Source organism: Methylobacterium sp. XJLW, assembly GCF_003254375.1.
In the GTDB taxonomy this organism is placed as follows: domain Bacteria; phylum Pseudomonadota; class Alphaproteobacteria; order Rhizobiales; family Beijerinckiaceae; genus Methylobacterium; species Methylobacterium fujisawaense.
Window position 1 is genome coordinate 5748182 of record NZ_CP016429.1, and the last position, 18190, is coordinate 5766371.

The window sequence follows — 18190 nt, forward strand, 5'->3', positions numbered from 1 at the left end:
CCGGATGATCAGACCGCCAGGGCCTCGTTGAGGAAGGCCTGGAGCTGCGCTTGGTGCTTCGACATCTGACCGACCGCCGTGGAGGCGGAAGCCGGACGGCCGACGTACCGGGCGCGCTTCACCGCGGAGCCGGCCTGGCCGAGCACCCACTCGAGGTAGGGCTCGACGAAGGACCAGGCGCCCATGTTCTTGGGCTCCTCCTGGCACCAGATCACGTCGGCGTTGCGGAAGCGGGCCATCTCGTTGGCCAGAGCCTTGAGCGGGAACGGGTAGAGCTGCTCGACGCGCATCAGGTAGATGTCGTTAAGCCCGCGCTTCTCCCGCTCCTCCAGTAGGTCGTAATAGACCTTGCCGGAACACAGGACGACGCGGCGGATCTTGTCGTCGCGCACGAGCTTGTTCGGCGCGCCCTCCTCCTCGGCGTCGTCCCAGAGGACGCGGTGGAAGGTCGAGCCCTCGGCCAGCGCGTCGAGGCTGGAGACGGCGCGCTTGTGGCGCAGCAGCGACTTCGGCGTCATCAGCACCAGCGGCTTGCGGAAGTCGCGCTTCAGCTGCCGGCGCAGGATGTGGAAGTAGTTCGCCGGCGTCGTGACGTTGGCGACCTGCATGTTGTCCTCGGCGCAGGCCTGGAGGTAGCGCTCCAGCCGGGCGGAGGAGTGCTCCGGCCCCTGCCCCTCGTAGCCGTGCGGCAGCAGCAGCACGAGGCCGGACATGCGCAGCCACTTGCGCTCGCCGGACGCGATGAACTGGTCGATCACCACCTGGGCGCCGTTGGCGAAATCGCCGAACTGCGCCTCCCAGAGGACCAGGGCGTTCGGCTCGGCCAGGGAGTAGCCGTACTCGAAGCCGAGCACCGCTTCCTCGGAGAGCATCGAGTTGATGATCTCGATGGAGGCCTGGCCCTCGCGGATGGCGTTGAGCGGCGTGTAGCGCTGCTCGTTCTCCTGATCGATCACCACCGCGTGGCGCTGCGAGAAGGTGCCGCGCTCGACATCCTGGCCGGAGAGCCGGACCCGGTTGCCGTCGAGCAGGGTCGCCCCGAAGGCCAGGGCCTCGGCGGTCGCCCAGTCGATGCCGACACCCGTCTCCACCGCCTTGGCGCGGTTGTCCATGAACCGCTGGATCGTGCGGTGCAGGTGGAAGCCGGGCGGCGCCTGGGTGATCTTGCGCCCGATCTCCTGCAGGGTCTCGGCCGGCACGGCGGTGCGGCCCCGGCGCGGATCGTCCACGTCCTCGTGGACCGCCTTCACGCCGGACCAGCGGCCGTCGAGCCAGTCGGCCTTGTTGGCCTTGTAGGTGTTGGCGACGTCGAGCTCGGTGTCGAGCATCCCGCGGAACTCGGCCTTTCGGGCGTCGAGCGCCTCCTGGGTCACGGAGCTGTTCTCGACGAGCTTGCGGCCGTAATTCTCCAGCACCGAGGGATGCTTGCGGATCCGCTGGTACATCTTCGGCTGGGTGAAGGCCGGCTCATCGCCCTCGTTGTGGCCGAAGCGGCGGTAGCAGAGCATGTCGATCACGACCGGCTTGCCGAACTTCTGCCGGTACTCGACCGCCACCTTGGCCGCGAAGGTGACGGCTTCCGGATCGTCGCCGTTGCAGTGGAAGATCGGCGCCTCGACCATTTTGGCGACGTCGGACGGGTAGGGCGAGGAGCGCGAGAAGCGCGGATCGGTGGTGAAGCCGATCTGGTTGTTGATGATGAAGTGGATCGAGCCGCCGGTGCGGTGGCCCTTCAGGCCCGACAGGCCGAAGCACTCGGCCACCACGCCCTGGCCCGCGAAGGCGGCGTCGCCGTGAATCAGCAGCGGCAGCACCGTGCGACGCTCGATGTTGGGTTTGGCCCACTGGTCCTGCTTGGCGCGGACCTTCCCGAGCACCACCGGATCGACGATCTCGAGATGCGAGGGGTTGGCGGTGAGCGACAGGTGGACGTTGTTGCCGTCGAAGGCGCGGTCCGAGGACGCGCCCAGATGGTACTTCACGTCGCCCGAGCCCTCGACCTCGGCCGGGGAAGCCGAGCCGCCCTTGAACTCGTGGAACACCGCCCGGAAGGGCTTCGCCATCACGTTGGTGAGGACGTTGAGCCGGCCGCGATGGGCCATGCCCAGCACGATCTCGCGGACGCCGAGCGCGCCGCCGCGCTTGATGATCTGCTCCAGCGCCGGGATCATCGACTCGCCGCCATCGAGGCCGAAGCGCTTCGTGCCGGTGTACTTCAGATCCAGAAACTTCTCGAAGCCCTCGGCCTCGATCAGCTTGTTGAGGATCGCGCGGCGGCCCTCGGGCGTGAAGGAGATCTCCTTGTCCTTGCCCTCGATGCGCTCCTGGATCCACGCCTTCTCGGCGGGGTCGGAGATGTGCATGAACTCGACGCCGAGCGTCTGGCAGTAGGTCCGCTCCAGGATGTCGACGATCTCGCGGATCGTGCCGAACTGGAGGCCGAGCACGTTGTCGAGGAAGATCGGGCGGTCCCAGTCGGATTCCTCGGTGAAGCCGTAATGCTGCGGGTGCAGCTCCTCGTGGTCACCGCGGGGGGCAAGCCCGAGCGGGTCGAGCTTGGCGTGCAGGTGGCCGCGCATGCGGTAGGAGCGGATCAGCATGATCGCCCGCACCGAATCCTTCGTCGCCTGCTCCACAGACACGCCGGTGGTTGCGGTGACGCTGTCCTGCGGCTTGCCGGGCTTCGCGTCCTTGGCGTCCTTGCCGTCCCGGGCGACGATGCGGTCGCCGACCGCCTTCTCCAGGGCACCCCAATTGCCGTCGAGCGCCGAGACCAGCTCGCCGTTCAGCGGCACCGGCCAGTTGGGCTTCTCCCAGGAGGCGCCGGCGGCGTTCTTCTCGACCAGGGTCTCGTCTTCGCCGAGCCCCTTGAAGAAGGTCTGCCACTCCGGATCCACCGAGGACGGGTTGCGGGCGTAGGCCGCCTGCAATTCCTCGATGTAGGCGGCGTTGGCGCCGTAGAGGAACGAGGTTTCGAGGAGCGCTTCGTTCACGTCCTGGCGTGCCATGGTGCGTCCATCCTGTCGCGCGGGCAGGCTCCCCTGCCCTTCGGGCTCCCCGTCAGCGCGGCGGATCGCCCTCAAACCGAAACGGGGCGGGTGACCGCCCCGCTGAAATCGTCTGCACGCCCGATATGGGCGTTGCGGCCCTGCGATGGCCGCAACGCAGGCGCGCTTGCCCTCAGCCCTTCAGGACCTCGACGAGCGTCGAGCCCAGCCGGGCCGGCGACGGCGACACGCGGATGCCCGCGGCCTCCATGGCGGCGATCTTGTCCTCGGCGCCGCCCTTGCCGCCCGAGATGATCGCGCCGGCATGACCCATGCGGCGGCCCGGAGGCGCCGTGCGGCCGGCGATGAAGCCGACCATCGGCTTCTTGCGCCCGCGCTTGGCCTCGTCCTTCAGGAACTGCGCAGCCTCCTCCTCGGCCGAGCCGCCGATCTCGCCGATCATCACGATCGACTCGGTCTTCGGGTCGGCCAGGAACAGCTCCAGCACGTCGATGAACTCGGTGCCCTTCACCGGGTCGCCGCCGATGCCCACCGCGGTGGTCTGGCCGAGGCCGGCATTGGAGGTCTGGAACACCGCCTCGTAGGTCAGCGTGCCGGAACGCGAGACGATACCGACCGAGCCTTGCCGGAAGATGTTGGCCGGCATGATGCCGATCTTCGATTCGCCCGCCGTGACGATGCCCGGGCAGTTCGGCCCGACCAGACGCGACTTCGAGCCGGTGAGCGCCCGCTTCACCTTGACCATGTCGAGCACCGGAATGCCCTCGGTGATGCAGACGATCAGCGGGATCTCGGCGGCGATCGCCTCGCAGATCGCGTCGGCGGCGCCGGGCGGGGGCACGTAGACCACCGAGGCATCGGCGCCCGTGGCCTCGCGGGCCTCGGCCACCGTGTCGAACACCGGCAGGCCGAGATGCGTCGAGCCGCCCTTACCGGGGCTCGTGCCGCCGACCATCTTGGTGCCGTAGGCGATGGCCTGCTCGGAGTGGAAGGTCCCGTTCTTGCCGGTGAAACCCTGGCAGATGACCTTGGTGTTGGCGTCGATCATCACCGACATGATCAGGCTCCCTTCACGGCGGCGACGATCTTCTGGGCGGCGTCGTCGAGGTCGTCCGCCGGGATCACGTTGAGACCGGAATTCCGGATGATCGCCTTCCCCTCCTCGACGTTCGTGCCCTCGAGGCGCACAACCAGCGGCACCTGCAGGCCCACCGCTTTCACGGCCGCGATGACGCCGTTTGCGATCACGTCGCACTTCATGATCCCGCCGAAGATGTTGACGAGGATCCCCTTCACGTTCGGATCGGCGGTGATGATCTTGAACGCCGCCGTGACCTTCTCCTCCGAGGCGCCGCCGCCGACATCGAGGAAGTTCGCCGGCTCCTCGCCGTAGAGCTTGATGATGTCGAGGGTCGCCATGGCGAGGCCGGCGCCGTTGACCATGCAGCCGATCGTGCCGTCGAGCGCGATGTAGGCGAGGTCGTACTTGGACGCCTCGATCTCCTTGGCGTCCTCCTCGGTCTCGTCGCGGAGCGCCACGATGTCCGGGTGCCGGTAGAGGGCGTTCGAATCGAAGGCCATCTTGGCGTCGAGGCACTTGAGATGCCCGTCCGCGGTGAGCACCAGCGGGTTGATCTCGAGGAGGCTCATGTCCTTGGCGACGAAGGCCGCGTAGAGCTTCTCGGTGAGCGCGCCGGCTTCCTTGGCCTGGGCGCCGGACAGCCCGAGCGCCTTGGCGACGGCGCGGCCGTGATGGGGCATGACGCCCGTGGCCGGATCGACCGCGATCGTGTGGATCTTCTCGGGCGTGTCGTGGGCCACCGCCTCGATGTCCATCCCGCCCTCGGTGGAGACCACGAAGGCGACGCCGCCCGTGGCGCGGTCCACCAGCATCGAGAGGTAGAATTCCTCGGCGATCTGCGCGCCTTCCTCGATGTAAAGGCGGTTGACCTGCTTGCCGGCCGGGCCGGTCTGGATCGTCACCAGCGTCTGGCCGAGCATCTCGCCCGCATACTGCTTCACCTCGTCGATCGACTTGGTGACGCGCACGCCGCCCTTGGCGCCCTCGGGTGCACCCTTGAAGGTGCCCTTGCCGCGGCCGCCCGCGTGGATCTGGCTCTTCACGACCCAGACCGGGCCGCCGAGCTCCTTGGCGGCGGCCTCAGCCTCCGACGGGTTGAAGATGGCCACGCCGCGGGAGACGGGCAGGCCGAACTCCTTCAGCACGGCCTTGGCCTGGTATTCGTGGATGTTCATCGGAGCCTCGTAGGGAGGAGCGAATAGGTGGCAACGAACAGCGTGGAGCGACGGGGATTCGAATCCCCGAACGCTACGCGCGGCCCGGTATCCGCTTACCGGTCAGGCGAGGTTGCTGTCGACGCCCTTGCAGGCCTCGATCAGGCCCGCCACCGAGGCGACCGACTTGTCGAACATCGTCTTCTCGGCCGCGTCGAAGGTCACCTCGAGCACGCGCTCCACGCCGTTCGCGCCGATCACGATCGGCACGCCGATGAACATGCCGGAGACGCCGTACTGGCCGTCGAGATAGGCGGCGCAGGGCAGGACCCGCTTCTTGTCGCGCAGGTAGCTCTCGGCCATGGCGATGGCGGAGGCGGCGGGCGCGTAGAAGGCCGAGCCGGTCTTGAGCAGGTTGACGATCTCGCCGCCGCCCTTGCGGGTGCGCTCGACCATGGCGTCGAGCTTCTCCTGGGTGGTCCAGCCGAGCTTGACGAGGTCGGTCAGCGGCACGCCCGCCACCGTCGAGTAGCGGGTCAGCGGCACCATGTCGTCGCCGTGGCCGCCGAGGACGAAGGCGGTGACGTCCTCGACCGAGACCTTGAACTCCTCGGCCAGGAAGTGGCGGAAGCGGGCCGAGTCGAGAACGCCGGCCATGCCGACGATCTTGTTGGTGGGCAGACCGGAGAACTTCTGGAGCGCCCAGACCATCGCGTCGAGCGGGTTGGTGATGCAGATCACGAAGGCGTCCGGCGCGTGGGTCTTGATGCCCTCGCCCACCGCCTGCATCACCTTGAGATTGATGCCGATCAGGTCGTCGCGGCTCATGCCGGGCTTGCGCGGCACGCCCGCGGTGACGATCACGACGTCGGCCCCCTTGATGGCGGCGTAGTCGCTCGCGCCCGCGTAGGTCGCGTCGAAGCCCTCCACCGGGGCGGCCTCGGCGATGTCGAGTGCCTTGCCCTGCGGCACGCCGTCGACGATGTCGAACAGCACCACGTCCCCGAGATCCTTGAGGCCAGCGAGAAGTGCCAGGGTGCCGCCGATCTGGCCGGCACCGATGAGCGCGATCTTGTTGCGAGCCATGTCGGATTCGTCTCCGCTGCGTTCGACTTCGGTGATGCGGTGCGCGAGGCCGGCCGTGCTCGGCCGCCAGGGTCCGAGACCGGATTCGTCACTCTGAAATCTGCGCGGCTGTGTGGCCGAAAAGCACCGTGGCTTCAACCCGATGCAGGGTGCGCGGCCGGCGCGTCCGAGGCATCCGGCGGCCTCTCAACGAGGCGAGGGGTGTGCCGAAACGTCAACGTCGCGAAGGTTTTAGGTGCAGTGCACCCGGCTCCGCAGGCGCTCCGAAGTCTCGATGACAGATTTTGAAACCTGTCATTTCGGTCGGGGGCGGCGCTCGGATCGGCCCGCAGCGCGGAAACGACAAGGGCCCGGACAGGGGAGTCCGGGCCCGGCGAGCGGCGTTCGCGAAAGCGGTGGATCAGAGGATGCCGGAGCGGAGCACCCGCTGGATCGCGTGGATGACGGCTCCGAAACGGGCCTCGATCAGGTCGCGGGGCACTTCGGCATCGTGCTGGATCGCCAGGGGATGCGTGAAGCGGTAGCTCGCGTCGAAGATGTAGGCGATCGCCCGCTCCCGATCGCGAGCCGAGAAGATCCCGGACGTGATCCCCTCTTCGACCACCCGCTCCACGAGACTGCGCAGGCGGACGCGATGCCGCCGGGCGATCGGCCGGGCCGACACGGTGGCGTCGAGATGGACCGCGAACAGGTTCGGTTCGTCGAACAGGGCGTCCCGTTGGACCGTCGCGAGGGCTGTCAGCAGACGCTCGATCTTGTCGTCGGCGGGATCGGGCGCGTCGGCGATGCCGGCGAGCCGCGCTTCGACCTCGCGCAGCCAGCGCCCCGCCACCGCGTCGAGGAGCGCGTCCTTCGACGGGAAGTAACGGTACACGTTGGCGTGCGTCATGCCGGCCTCGGCGGCAACGGCCACGACCGTCACGCGCTTGGGGCCGAGCCGCGACAGATGCTCGGTGGCGATGCCGAGCAGCCGGACGTCGGCCGCAACCGGCGCCCGCGGGCGCGCAGGACTGGCCGCGTCACCATTTTCGCGGAGTGCGTCGGCGACGGAAATCTTGGGCTTGGCGCTGAGCGCCTCCTCCTTGGACCCGTCGGACTCTGGCTTGAGGAAAGGCAGCGGCAGGCGGGAAGTGGACAGGTGGTAGGGCGAGACGGACCCCCATCATACCGGCTGAAGCGTCCCGGCGCTTCGCGTTGACGTTACGGCTTCCCCCCGGGAGCCCGGTTACCTGAGCGGATTAGGACCGCTTAAACATCCCTATGTGTCAGTTTGCCTTGAGAAGGCAACAAATTTTTCTCGTTATCACCTGCGTTAAAAGCGGTTCTTCCACGCTCGCAAGGCGACGAACACCGCCTCGGGATCGTTTTCCGGCGGTAGGTCGACGGACCGGGCCAGGGCCGGCTGTCCACTGCGCAGGAACGGGTTGGTCGCCCGTTCCGCGCCCATGGTCGAGGGGATCAGGAAGCGGCCTTCCGCCTTGGCGCGCTCGGCCTCGGCGAAGCGCGCCTTCAGGTCCGGATTGTCCGGATCGGCCGCCAGGGCGAAGCGTGCGTTGGAGAGTACGTAGTCGTGGCCGCTGAACACCTGCGTCGCGTCGGGCAGATCGTCGAAGCGCCGCAGGGAGCGGTACAGGGTCTCGGGCGGGCTCTCCATCACCCGCCCGCAGCCGAGGGTGAACAGGGTGTCCCCGGCGCAGACGAGGCCGGCCTGGGCGAACCAATAGGTCACGTGGTCGGCGCAGTGGCCCGGCGTCTCCCAGACCTGGGCTTCCAGGCGGCCGATCGCGACGGTGTCGCCCTCTCGCACCGTCACGTCCACCTGCGGGACCGCGTCCCCGGCCTTGGCGGGGGCGACCACCCGGGCTCCGGTCGCCTGCTTCACCGCCGGGATGCCCTCGACATGGTCGCCGTGCCGGTGCGTGACGAGGATGTCGGTCAAGCGCCAGCCGGTCTCGTCGAGGGCCTTCAGGACCGGCTCGGCCTCCGGGACGTCGATCGCCGCGCAGGCGCCGGTCGCCGGATCGCGGATGAGCACGCCGATATTGTCGCTGCGGCAGAGGAAGGTGCGAATCTCGGTCTCGGCGGCCATCGGACGGGGTCTCCCAGGAACGCGAAGGGGCGCGAAATCTGTTGCCGTGAACAGGTGATGGTCCCGCCGGGTTCCTCGGACGCTTGCCGCGCGGCGCGCGGCTCACCATTGAGTACAACGACCGTTCCGATCGCGATCTTCTGTTCCCATGCGTCTCGACGTCAACGGCTTGCGGGCCTTCTACGCCAGCCCTCTGGGCCGCACGACGCATCGTGTGGTCGGCCACGCGCTCCACGATTTCCTCGGCTCGGTCTCGGGACTGCGCGTCCTCGGGATCGGCTACGCGACGCCCTATCTCGGGCCGGTCCACTATATCGCCGAGCGCACGCTCGCCTTCATGCCGGCCACGCAGGGCGTGGTGAACTGGCCGAGCACCGGGCGTTCCTGCGCGGCTTTGGCCGATCCCACCATGATGCCGCTGCCCGAGGCCGCCATCGACCGGGTCATCCTGGTCCACGCCCTCGAATCGGTGGAGAGCCCGACAGAGCTGCTGCAGGAGGTCTGGCGGACCCTCACCCCGGGCGGTCGCATGATCCTGGTGGTGCCCAACCGCCGGGGCGTCTGGGCCCGCCGGGAGGCGACGCCCTTCGGTCACGGCCAGCCCTACAGCCGCTCGCAGCTCGGACGGCTGATGCGGGATACGCTGTTCTCGCCGGTGAGCTGGGCCGAGACCCTGTACATGCCGCCGGCACGCTCGCGCCTGATGCTGCGCACCGGACCCGCCTGGGAGTGGCTCGGCACCAGCCTGTCCCTGCCCTTCGCGGGCCTGCACGTCGTCGACGCGACGAAGCAGCTGTACCGGCCCGTCGCCGTGCAGCAGGTGCGGCGCGCCCGCCGTCTCGCGCCGGCCCGTGTGCTGGTGCCGGCCCCCTCCCCGGGCTGATCCGGATGCGCGATCCCCATCCACGGCGGTCGATGGTCCAGGACAGCGTGCGATCCGGTTGGACCCGATGAGCCTCGACCTCACCACCCAGCAGTTCCTGCTCGCCCTGTCGGCCCTGTTCTCGATCGTGAACCCGATCGGGGGTGCGTTCATCTTCGCACAGGTGACGAGCGCCTTCAGCCACGCCGAGCGCGTGCTGCTGTCGCGGCGGATCGGCGGTTACGCCGCCCTGGTGATGCTCGGCGCCCTCTGGGCGGGCACGCCGATCCTCAATTTCTTCGGCGTGACGCTGGGGGCGCTGCGCATCGCCGGCGGACTCGTGGTCATGTCGTCGGCCTGGACGCAGCTGAACCGGCCGGAGGCGCGGGAGGCGCGCAAGCAGGCCGAGGCCTCGGGCTCGGCGGCCCGCGGCGCGGTCTCGACAGAGCCGCAGGGCGATCCGGCACCGGGCCCCCTCTCCGACATCGCCTTCTTCCCCCTGACGCTGCCGTTCACCACGGGACCGGGGACGATCGCGGTTGCCATCACCCTGGGGGCGAACCGGCCGACGGCCTATGCGGAGCGGTTCAGCTTCTACATCGGCGTCACGCTGGCAGCCCTCGCGGTCGCCGCCACGGTCGCCGTGCTCTACGCCTCCGCCGACCGGGTGGTGGCGTTCATAGGCCCGGCCCGCGCCCGGGTGATGGGCCGCCTCTTCGCCTTCCTGCTGCTGTGCGTCGGCACGCAGATCCTGGTGAACGGCCTCCTGGACGTGTTCGCCCCCCTCGCTGCGGCCCGCTGACGTCCGCGCGCGCACCCGTCATTCGCGAAGTGCTGAGGGCCGCCCCGGATCGGATCGTTTCGACGGGCCTTTCCCGTGACATGCCGGATATGCGGAGGGGCTCGCTATCCGTCCGGACGAATCTGCCGAATTGACGATTATGTCTGTCGTATATCGATGAGTATAATAAAATTACTCATTTAACCGACGATTAGTGCGTTATAATCAAATATAAAAGTTTTTTAATGATCGAACGTTAGACGGAGATTTAAGAGGAAAACTGATAAGACATGGCTTGCGTCGTTTCCTGTGGCACGCCAGATCTTTCCAGAACGCGGCTGCAGCGATGCGAAAGCTTCTGGGTCCAACTGTCGAAGAAAGAGATCCAGGAACGGAGTGCCTACCGTGGCGACGGACGCCAAGCCGAGACGCCTATCGCCGGGGGGACGCGAAGGGACGGCGCACGCGACCGCGCTCGGCCCAGGCCAGCGTCACCGGTGGGTCTCCCCGCCCCCGTCGGCACCGGCATGATCGGATCCTTCCCTCACGAAGGCCCGAGAGCCCTTTGTGCGATCGCGCCGTCGGGAGCCCGCACCGCGTCCCCGGAGCGCCCGTGCGGGCTGGTCCCGTGACCCCCGAATGCCCGCAGGCCCGGTGCCCCGCGTGCCGAGGCCGTCCTGCATGAATCAGCAAGGAGACAGCGCATGACCGACACGTCCCAGAGTAAAGTTCCGGCCTGGTACAGCCCGGACGAGATCCAGGACATCCAGCGCGATCTTCTGGGCTCTGCCGCGAAGGTTCTCGTCCTCTGCCTCGGCGGCAAGGGCGGCGTCGGCAAGACCACCATCGCCCTTCAGGTGGCCGATCTCTGTGCGGAGGCGGGTCCGGTGCTGGCGATCGACACCGATCCGGCCAACCGGCATTTCCACACCGCGCTCATGCAGGAGACCAATCCCGGCAGCGACAATTTCGTGGCGCGCAGGTCCGGAATCGCCGGCTTCCGGCAGCGCCTGCGTGCCGAAGACAGCACGGGGCGCGTCGACCCGACCCTGTGCCAAGACCTGATCGAACGGGTCATCGAGACCCCCGAACGCTTCATCGTGGTCGACTTCCCGGCCGGCGATACCGAGACGACGCGCCGCTGTGCCGAGATCATCGTGGAGAGCTGCCGGGAGGCGAATATCCGCCTCGCCGTGGTCGTTGCGGCCGGCGCGGTCGATCCCACCGCCCTGGAGGTCCTCAGGGAACTCCGGCCCATGCTGATCGAGTGCGATCGGGCGATCCTGGCCAAGAACACCGCCCAGGCGACGAATTTCGATTATCTCGAATCGTCCGATCTCGTGCGCTCCCTGCGCAAGCAGTCGAACTTCCGCGTCATCGAGGTGGAGCGGATCGGCGAGCGGCTGATCGAGGCCCTGCGGGTCCAGCACATGACCTGGCAGGCTCTGGCGAACAGCGCGCCGATGCGCCTTCGGGTCGAGGGTCGCCGCCTGCGGCGCAACTTCCACACGGCGTGGCGGGATGCCCTTCGGCCGTGACCAACCTCGAGCGGTTCTACCGGTCGGTCCATGGCCGCGATCTGCAGCCCTGGGAGCGCCAGCTCGCCGTGCGGATCGCGGCCGCCCTCAACACCACGACGGACGACGACTTCGTCGTCCACCTGCTGCTCGTGTACATGTCCACCAACGCCATCACCAACATGTACAACGAGCTGGTGGCGGCGCGGAATCGACTGGCCGAAGACAACCAGGATCTGATCCGGGCGCTGACGGCCGACCTGCGCCGCAACAGATTGATGAGCTACGTGCTGCTCGGTGTGGCAGCCCTCGGCGTCCTCGTGAGCGCCGGGATCCTCGGCACCGTCCTCAGCCTGTCGCACGGGTCCGCGGCCAGCGCGACGCGGATCGCCGCCGCGCTGGAGGCCTGCGGGCAGCGCGGCGCCGCCGACACACCGCGCGGGTTCGGGATCGGCCGCTGATCCAGACGCATCCGGATTCCACTGCGGCGCCCGGTGCTGCGCCGGCAGCCAGGAATGCGTAGGCCTATTCGAGCCGGACAGACACGCTGTCGCTGGCGCCGGTCGCATCCAGGACGGAGATCCGGGCGAAGCCTGCGCCCCCCGGCACCCATTCTGCCCGCCGTCGCGGCGTCTGAATGACCGGCTGCCCATCGACCAGCCAGGTGAGCGGCGGCACCCCGCCCAGGGCCTTCAGGGCGAGGCCCGGACCGCCATCCGCCGCGCCGTGGGCGTCCGCGCCGAGGCCGAGATCGATCCGCGCCCCGTCCGGCGGATACGCGATCCGCAGCGCCGGGGCCGCCGTCTCGGCCGCCTCTCGGCGCAGGTGCTGCAGCGGCGGCGGCAGGCGCCCCGTCCCCACGACCAGCGCATCCCGCGGCTGCGAGACCGGCTCGGGCTCGATCCCGAGGCGCGCGAAGGCGTCGAACAGGAGCGGCGCCGCGACCGTCCGGCCCACGAGCCCCGGCACCGCGGCGCCGTCCGGCCGACCGGCCCAGACGACGACCGTGACGTGACGGTCGAAGCCCGCCGCCCAGGCGTCGCGGTACCCGTAGGAGGTGCCGGTCTTGTAGGCGATGCGATTGGGCAGGGCGTTCTCCGGCGGCGGTGTCCCGCGCAGGATGTCGGCGACGTACCAGGCGGCCACGGGCTCCGCGACGCGGTGCCGGGATTCGGCCGCGACCCCGTCGGCGCGGCGCAGCAGGTCTGGAACCGCGCCGCCGCGGGCGAGCCCGGCATAGAGACGGGCGAGATCGGTGAGCGTGATGCCGAGCCCGCCCAGCGCGACCGGCAGCCCCGGCGCGGCCTCTCGGGGGAGCTGGATCCCGGCCCCGGCGGCGCGCAGGCGGGCGATGAATCGGGCGGGCCCCACCGCGTCCATCAATTCGACCGCCGGCACGTTGAGCGAGAGCTGCAGGGCCCGGCGGGCCGTCACCGTGCCCTGGAAGGTCAGGTCGAAATTCTCCGGGGCGTAGCTTGCCGAGAAGCGGGCTGGCCGGTCTTCCAGCAGAGTCTCGGGATGCGCGAGGCCGTCCGCGAAGGCCATGGCGTAGACGAACGGCTTCAGCGCCGAGCCGGGGGAGCGCACCGCCAGGGTCATATCGATGGCGCCGCGCCGGGACGGGTCGAGGTAGCCGGCGCTGCCCACCTGGGCGAGCACCCGCCCGTCACGATTGTCGAGGACGAGGATCGCGGCCGAGAGGTCCGGCCCGGCGGCGGCTGCGCGCTCGGCCGCCAGCGCTTCCAGTCTCTCCTGCAGGCGGCCGTCGATGGCAAGGCGGATCGTTGCAGCCTCCGGGTCGGCCGCGACCGCCTCCTCGGCGGCATGCGCCGCGAGCATCGGGAACGGCCGGCGCGCCGTCGGCACCGGCTCGGCCCGGGCGGCCTCGGCCTCGGCCGCGGTGAGGATGCCGCGGGCCTGCGCGACGGCTAGGACCCGATCGCGGGCGGCGCGGGCGCGCTCCGCGAACCGGTCTGGGCGGCGGGTCTCGGGCGATTGCGGCAGGGCGACGAGGAGAGCCGCCTGCGCCGCGGTCAGCCGCACCGGCTCCCGCCCGAAATACGCGATGCTCGCCGCCCGGACGCCCTCCAGCGGACCGCCATAGGGGGCCAGCGCCAGATAGAGATCGAGGAGCCCGGACTTCCCGAGACGTCGCTCCAGCGCGACCGCGCGCACCATCTGGCGGAGCTTGGCCGCGAGGGAGCGCTCCCGCCGCGGCTCGACCAGGCGGGCCACCTGCATCGACAGGGTCGAGGCACCCGACACGATGTGGCCCCGGACAAGCCACTGGAGGGCGGCGCGCAACACCGCGGCCGGATCGATGCCGGGATGATCGGCGAACCGGCGATCTTCGAAAGCGAGCAGCATGGCCCGATAGCGTGGATCGACCGTCTCCGCGGTGACCGGCAGGCGCCAGCGCCCGTCCGCCGTCGCGAAAGGGCGCAGCAGCGTGCCGGCCCGGTCCAGCACCACCGTCGAGCGCGCCTCTGCGGGGCTGAGGTCGAGGGGGGGAAGCGCGTCGGCGAAACGCCAGAGCGCGCCGACGCCGGCCACAAGGAGGCTCAGACCGAGCGCGGCGGCTCCGAAAGCCAGCCGCGAACCGATGCGCCGCGCCCGCGGGGGCGCCGGCCTGCTCGGATCGGACCCGTCGTGCGGCACGCATCCCCCCGGTTCCGGCTCCGACGGCGCAGGATTTACCGTTCCGGCGCGGCCGACAAGTCCTCCGGCGATCCCGAGCGCCGACCGCGCGCGACCGTCCGGTCCGGGTGAGGCCCGACCCTACGCCGTGCCGACCACGCGCAGGTCCTCGAGGACGGGGCGATCCGGGCGGTTCATCCGCACCGGGAAGGGCACGACGTTGGAGGGCATCGGGGCCGCCACCGGCCCGGAGGGCGGCGGCGCCGCCTTGCCGGGCTTCGTCCAGCGCCCGATCCGCTTGAAATAGGTCCGCCTCGCCAGCCAAGCGGGAATAGGCCTGCCCTTCTGCATGATCTGCCCCTCGTCGAACCGACCCGCGTCCCCCTCAGACACGCAACCCGTACGCGCCGAGCGTCTCGAATCGCGGCTGTATGCGCGATACCATCGGATCCCGGGGCACCCCGCATCCCCCGTTTGGGTGACGCGGGGCGTGAGGGCCTCCGGTCAGGCGGCCGCCGTCTCTTTCGCGCGCTCCAGGGCCAGCTTGGTGACGGCCACTTGGTCGATCTTGCCGGTGCCGAGCATCGGGATCGCCTCCAGCACCACGACCTCGGCCGGGATCGCCACGTCCGAGGCGCCACGGCTCTTGGCGAAGCTCTGATAGGCCGCCCGGGTGGCGCCCGTCTCCTGCGTGAACAGGACCAGCCGCTCGCCCTTGCGCGGGTCCGGCAGCGCCGCCACGGCGCTCGGACGATCGGGCCAGAGTTCGGCGGCCAACGCCTCGACGCCGGCGAGCGAGACCATCTCCCCCGCGACCTTGGCGAAGCGCTTCGCCCGGCCCTTGATCGTCACGAAGCCCATCGGGTCGATCGCTACGATGTCACCGGTGTCGTGCCAGCCCCCCGGCGGCGGCTCCAGGACGCCCGGCTTCTCGGCGCGCAGATAGCCCAGCATGATGTTGGGGCCGCGTAGCGACAGGCGGCCGCCCTCGTCGATCCCCGGCACCGGGTCCAGGCGGGTCTCGATACCGGGCAGGATCCGCCCGACCGTGCCGAAGCGGTTGAACATCGGCGTGTTGAGCGCCACGACCGGTCCGCATTCGGTGACGCCGTAGCCCTCCAGGATGCGCAGCCCGAACTTCTCCGCATAGGTCCTCCGGGTCGTCTCCTTCACGGCCTCGGCGCCGGCGACGACGTAGCGCAGCGAGCGCAGGTCGTAGGAATGGGCGGCCCGGGCATAGCCCGTGAGGAACGTGTCGGTCCCGAACAGAACGGTGCTGTTCGAGCCGTAGATCAGCTCCGGGACGATCCGGTAGTGCAGCGGCGACGGGTAGAGGTAGACCGGCACGCCCGAGACCAAGGGCAGGATCAGCCCGGCCGTCAGGCCGAAGGCGTGGAACACGGGCAGGACGTTGAACACCTTGTCCATCGGCCCGAAATCGATCCGGGCCGCCACCTGCGCCACGTTGGCGAGCATGCAGCGGTTGGCGAGCACCACACCCTTCGGCGTGCCCTCGCTGCCCGAGGTGAACAGCACCGCTCCCGGATCCTCGCCGCGGCGGGCCACGAGGGGGCGCCGGGGCGCGAGAAAGCCCCGGATCTTGTCCCCGGTGGTGATGCCGGCCCGCACGTCCTCCAGGTAGACGAGCTCCACCGAGTCGCGGATCGCCTCCACGAGCGGTCCGAGCCGCCCCTTCTCGATGAAGGCCCGGGAGGTGAGGATCCGGCTCACCTCGGCCGCCCGGCAGGCGGAGAGGACGTTGGCGGGGCCGGCCGAGAAATTGATCATCGCCGGGACCCGGCCCGCGGAAGCCAGCGCGAAGAGCGTCACGGCGGCGCCGTTGGCGTTCGGCAGCATGACGCCGATCCGCCCGCCGAGGGGCGCGAGGGGCATCAGCTTGCGGCCGAGGATGTTGGCGCCCATCACGAGCCGGCCGTAACTGAGCTTTCCGCCGACCGGGTCCTCCAGGGCGTTGCGGCGCCAGCCGTGAAGCTCGCCCGCCTCGATCAAAGCCGCCATCAATCCGCGGTCGATGTCGGTGGTGCGGAAGACGAGGTCCGACATGATGCCGTAGAGGGCCGCACCGGCCGCCTGCCGCCGCGCCTTGCCCTTGAGGGCCGGGTCCACCGTCAGGCGCACCGGCGGCATCACCGTCACGACGACTTTAGGCCACCAGCGGCGGCTGACCTGCCGGCGGGAGAGGCGCGAGAAGGCGGTGCGCTCCAGCCCGTCGATCTTCACGGGCACCACCATCGCGTCGGACTTGTCGGCGATGAGCCCGGCGCCGTCATAGACCTTCATCAGGCTGCCGGTGACGGTGAGCCGACCCTCGGGGAAGATGATCAGGGTCTCGCCGCCCTTGACCGCATTGATCAGCGTCCGGGTGGCCAGCGGCCGGGTCGGGTCCAGGGGCATCGCCTTGGTGACGCGCAGGAACGGCCGCACCCACCAGCGCTGCGCGATTCCGCTGTCGATGGCGAAGACCGGCTCCTGCTCGAGGAGCGACAGGGCCAGCGGCGCGTCGAGGAACGAGACGTGGTTGAGCGCCACGATGGCGTTCGGCCCGGCCGCCGCGAGGTTGTCGAAGCCCCGGACTTCCAGGCGATAGAAGGCCCGGAACACGATCGACAGGGCGTCGCGGAACGGGCTGGTCGGCAGGGTCGCGAACACGATCGCGCCGACGAGGACGTTCAGCACCGCCACCACGGCGAGAAGGCTCGCGATCGACAGGCCCGCGCCCTGCAGGCCCGCGAGCGCCAGGGTGCCGGCCACCATGAAGGCCGCCGTCATGACGTTGACCGCGCCGATGATTCGCGCCCGCATCGCCTTCTCGGCCCAGGCCTGCACGGCCGCGAAGGACGGGACGATGTAGAGGCCGCCCGAGACCGCGAGTCCGAGGAAGTCGATCCCGGCGCGCAGGCCGTGGCCGGTCTGCAGGAACGCGAGGGGCCCGATCGGCTCCGCGGGGGGCGCCGGGAGATGGCCGACCGTCCAGGCGAGATCGAGGCCGAACAGCCCCATCAGAACCGCGCCCACCGGCGTCGGCAGCAGCACGATCCGGCCGCTGGCGAGCCACGAGGCGAGGCCGGAGCCCAATGCGATGCCGATGGAGAAGAGCGCCAGGAGCAGCGTGATCACCGTCTCGGTGCCGTTGAAGGCGCCGCGGACCAGGACGGGCAGCAGCGACAGCACCACCACGCCGACGAGCCAGAACCAGCTCACGGTGAGCGAGCCGCGCCACAGGCGCGTGTCGGCCCAGAGGTCGCGCAGCAGCGCGTAGGTGGAGCGGGCGACGTTCGGGTCGACGCGCAGGTCCGGTGCCCCCTCCCCGGTCGCCGGGATCATCCGGGCCGAGAGCCAGCACAGGACGGCGAAGCCCATCACCAGGGCGCCGAACACGATTCCGGACCCGCCCATCGCCGAGGCCGCGCCCGCCGCGATCGTCCCCAGCAGAATCGCCAGGAAGGTCGCCGCCTCCACCAGGGCGTTGCCGGCGGGCAGCTCCTCGCGCCGGAGATGGTCCGGAAGGATCCCGTACTTGATCGGGCCGAACAGGGCCGCGATCGTCCCGAACAGGCCGAGCGCGACGAACAGGATCGGCACGGAATGCAGCAGGAAGCCGAGCACGGCGGCACCGGCCGCGAAGATCTCGGCGAACTTGAGCCGCCGGGCCATCAGGGCCTTGTCGTACCGGTCGGCCCACTGGCCGCCGAGTCCTGACAGGATGAAAAAAGGCCCGATGAAGACGGCGCTCGCCAGGGTCACCAGGACGCCGGCATGGGCATCCGCCTGGCCGCCGATGCCGAACAGGATCAGGAAGGCCAGCGCGTTCTTGAGAAAATTGTCGTTGAACGCCGAGAAGAACTGGCACCAGAACAGCGGCGCGAACCGCCGCGCAGTCATCAGGGTACGGAACATGGCATTCTCTCGGTTCCGACCCTGACTGGCCTACGAGAGACGGTCAGGTCAAATCGG

At 69.6% G+C, this 18190-nt stretch carries 13 protein-coding genes; 4 read left to right on the forward strand and 9 right to left on the reverse strand.

Translation table 11 applies throughout. The features are described from left to right. Positions 1-8 precede the first annotated feature (8 nt). The 6 genes from A3862_RS26475 to gloB form a co-directional block, all read right to left on the reverse strand. Positions 9-3008 carry a 2-oxoglutarate dehydrogenase E1 component gene (locus A3862_RS26475; protein WP_043388850.1) on the reverse strand — a complete coding sequence of 1000 codons (3000 nt, stop codon included), beginning with the start codon at positions 3006-3008 and terminating at the stop codon, positions 9-11. Between the two features lie 172 nt (positions 3009-3180). After that, positions 3181-4065 (reverse strand): succinate--CoA ligase subunit alpha, encoded by an 885-nt coding sequence (gene sucD, locus A3862_RS26480; protein ID WP_043354951.1) that lies wholly within the window; start codon positions 4063-4065, stop codon positions 3181-3183. A 2-nt stretch (positions 4066-4067) separates the two neighbouring features. Further along, positions 4068-5264: an ADP-forming succinate--CoA ligase subunit beta gene (gene sucC / locus A3862_RS26485; protein ID WP_043354953.1), complete on the reverse strand. Its 1197-nt coding sequence runs from the start codon at positions 5262-5264 to the stop codon at positions 4068-4070. Between the two features lie 102 nt (positions 5265-5366). Further along, positions 5367-6329, reverse strand: coding sequence for a malate dehydrogenase (gene mdh, locus A3862_RS26490; RefSeq protein WP_043354955.1), 963 nt, complete (start codon positions 6327-6329; stop codon positions 5367-5369). 400 nt (positions 6330-6729) lie between these two features. Next, on the reverse strand, positions 6730-7299 hold the full coding sequence (locus A3862_RS26495; protein WP_007560094.1) for a TetR family transcriptional regulator: 570 nt from the start codon (positions 7297-7299) through the stop codon (positions 6730-6732). 342 nt (positions 7300-7641) lie between these two features. After that, the gene (gene gloB, locus A3862_RS26500; protein WP_111474113.1) at positions 7642-8418 is read right to left on the reverse strand and encodes a hydroxyacylglutathione hydrolase; all 777 of its coding nucleotides are present in this window, start codon (positions 8416-8418) and stop codon (positions 7642-7644) included. A gap of 148 nt (positions 8419-8566) precedes the next feature. On the opposite strand from gloB, the gene A3862_RS26505 reads away from it, so the two are divergent. From A3862_RS26505 to A3862_RS26520, 4 genes are all read left to right on the forward strand, one after another. Then, the gene (locus A3862_RS26505) at positions 8567-9301 is read left to right on the forward strand and encodes a methyltransferase domain-containing protein (protein ID WP_111474114.1); all 735 of its coding nucleotides are present in this window, start codon (positions 8567-8569) and stop codon (positions 9299-9301) included. 67 nt (positions 9302-9368) lie between these two features. Next, on the forward strand, positions 9369-10082 hold the full coding sequence (locus tag A3862_RS26510) for a MarC family protein (protein WP_043756034.1): 714 nt from the start codon (positions 9369-9371) through the stop codon (positions 10080-10082). A gap of 683 nt (positions 10083-10765) precedes the next feature. Continuing rightward, the gene (locus A3862_RS26515; RefSeq protein WP_043756032.1) at positions 10766-11599 is read left to right on the forward strand and encodes a nucleotide-binding protein; all 834 of its coding nucleotides are present in this window, start codon (positions 10766-10768) and stop codon (positions 11597-11599) included. Next, positions 11596-12039, forward strand: coding sequence for a hypothetical protein (locus tag A3862_RS26520; protein WP_043354970.1), 444 nt, complete (start codon positions 11596-11598; stop codon positions 12037-12039). The genes A3862_RS26515 and A3862_RS26520 overlap by 4 nt, the downstream gene beginning before the upstream one ends. Before the next feature lie 64 nt (positions 12040-12103). Here the strand turns inward: A3862_RS26520 and pbpC are convergent, their stop codons facing one another. The 3 genes from pbpC to A3862_RS26535 all read right to left on the reverse strand — a co-directional run bounded on the left by pbpC (position 12104) and on the right by A3862_RS26535 (position 18133). After that, positions 12104-14236 (reverse strand): penicillin-binding protein 1C, encoded by a 2133-nt coding sequence (pbpC, locus tag A3862_RS26525; protein ID WP_043756030.1) that lies wholly within the window; start codon positions 14234-14236, stop codon positions 12104-12106. A gap of 120 nt (positions 14237-14356) precedes the next feature. Continuing rightward, positions 14357-14608, reverse strand: coding sequence for a hypothetical protein (locus A3862_RS26530; protein ID WP_236961548.1), 252 nt, complete (start codon positions 14606-14608; stop codon positions 14357-14359). 111 nt (positions 14609-14719) lie between these two features. Beyond that, positions 14720-18133, reverse strand: a complete 3414-nt coding sequence (locus tag A3862_RS26535) for an acyl-[ACP]--phospholipid O-acyltransferase (protein ID WP_043756026.1) — start codon at positions 18131-18133, stop codon at positions 14720-14722. Positions 18134-18190 lie beyond the last annotated feature (57 nt).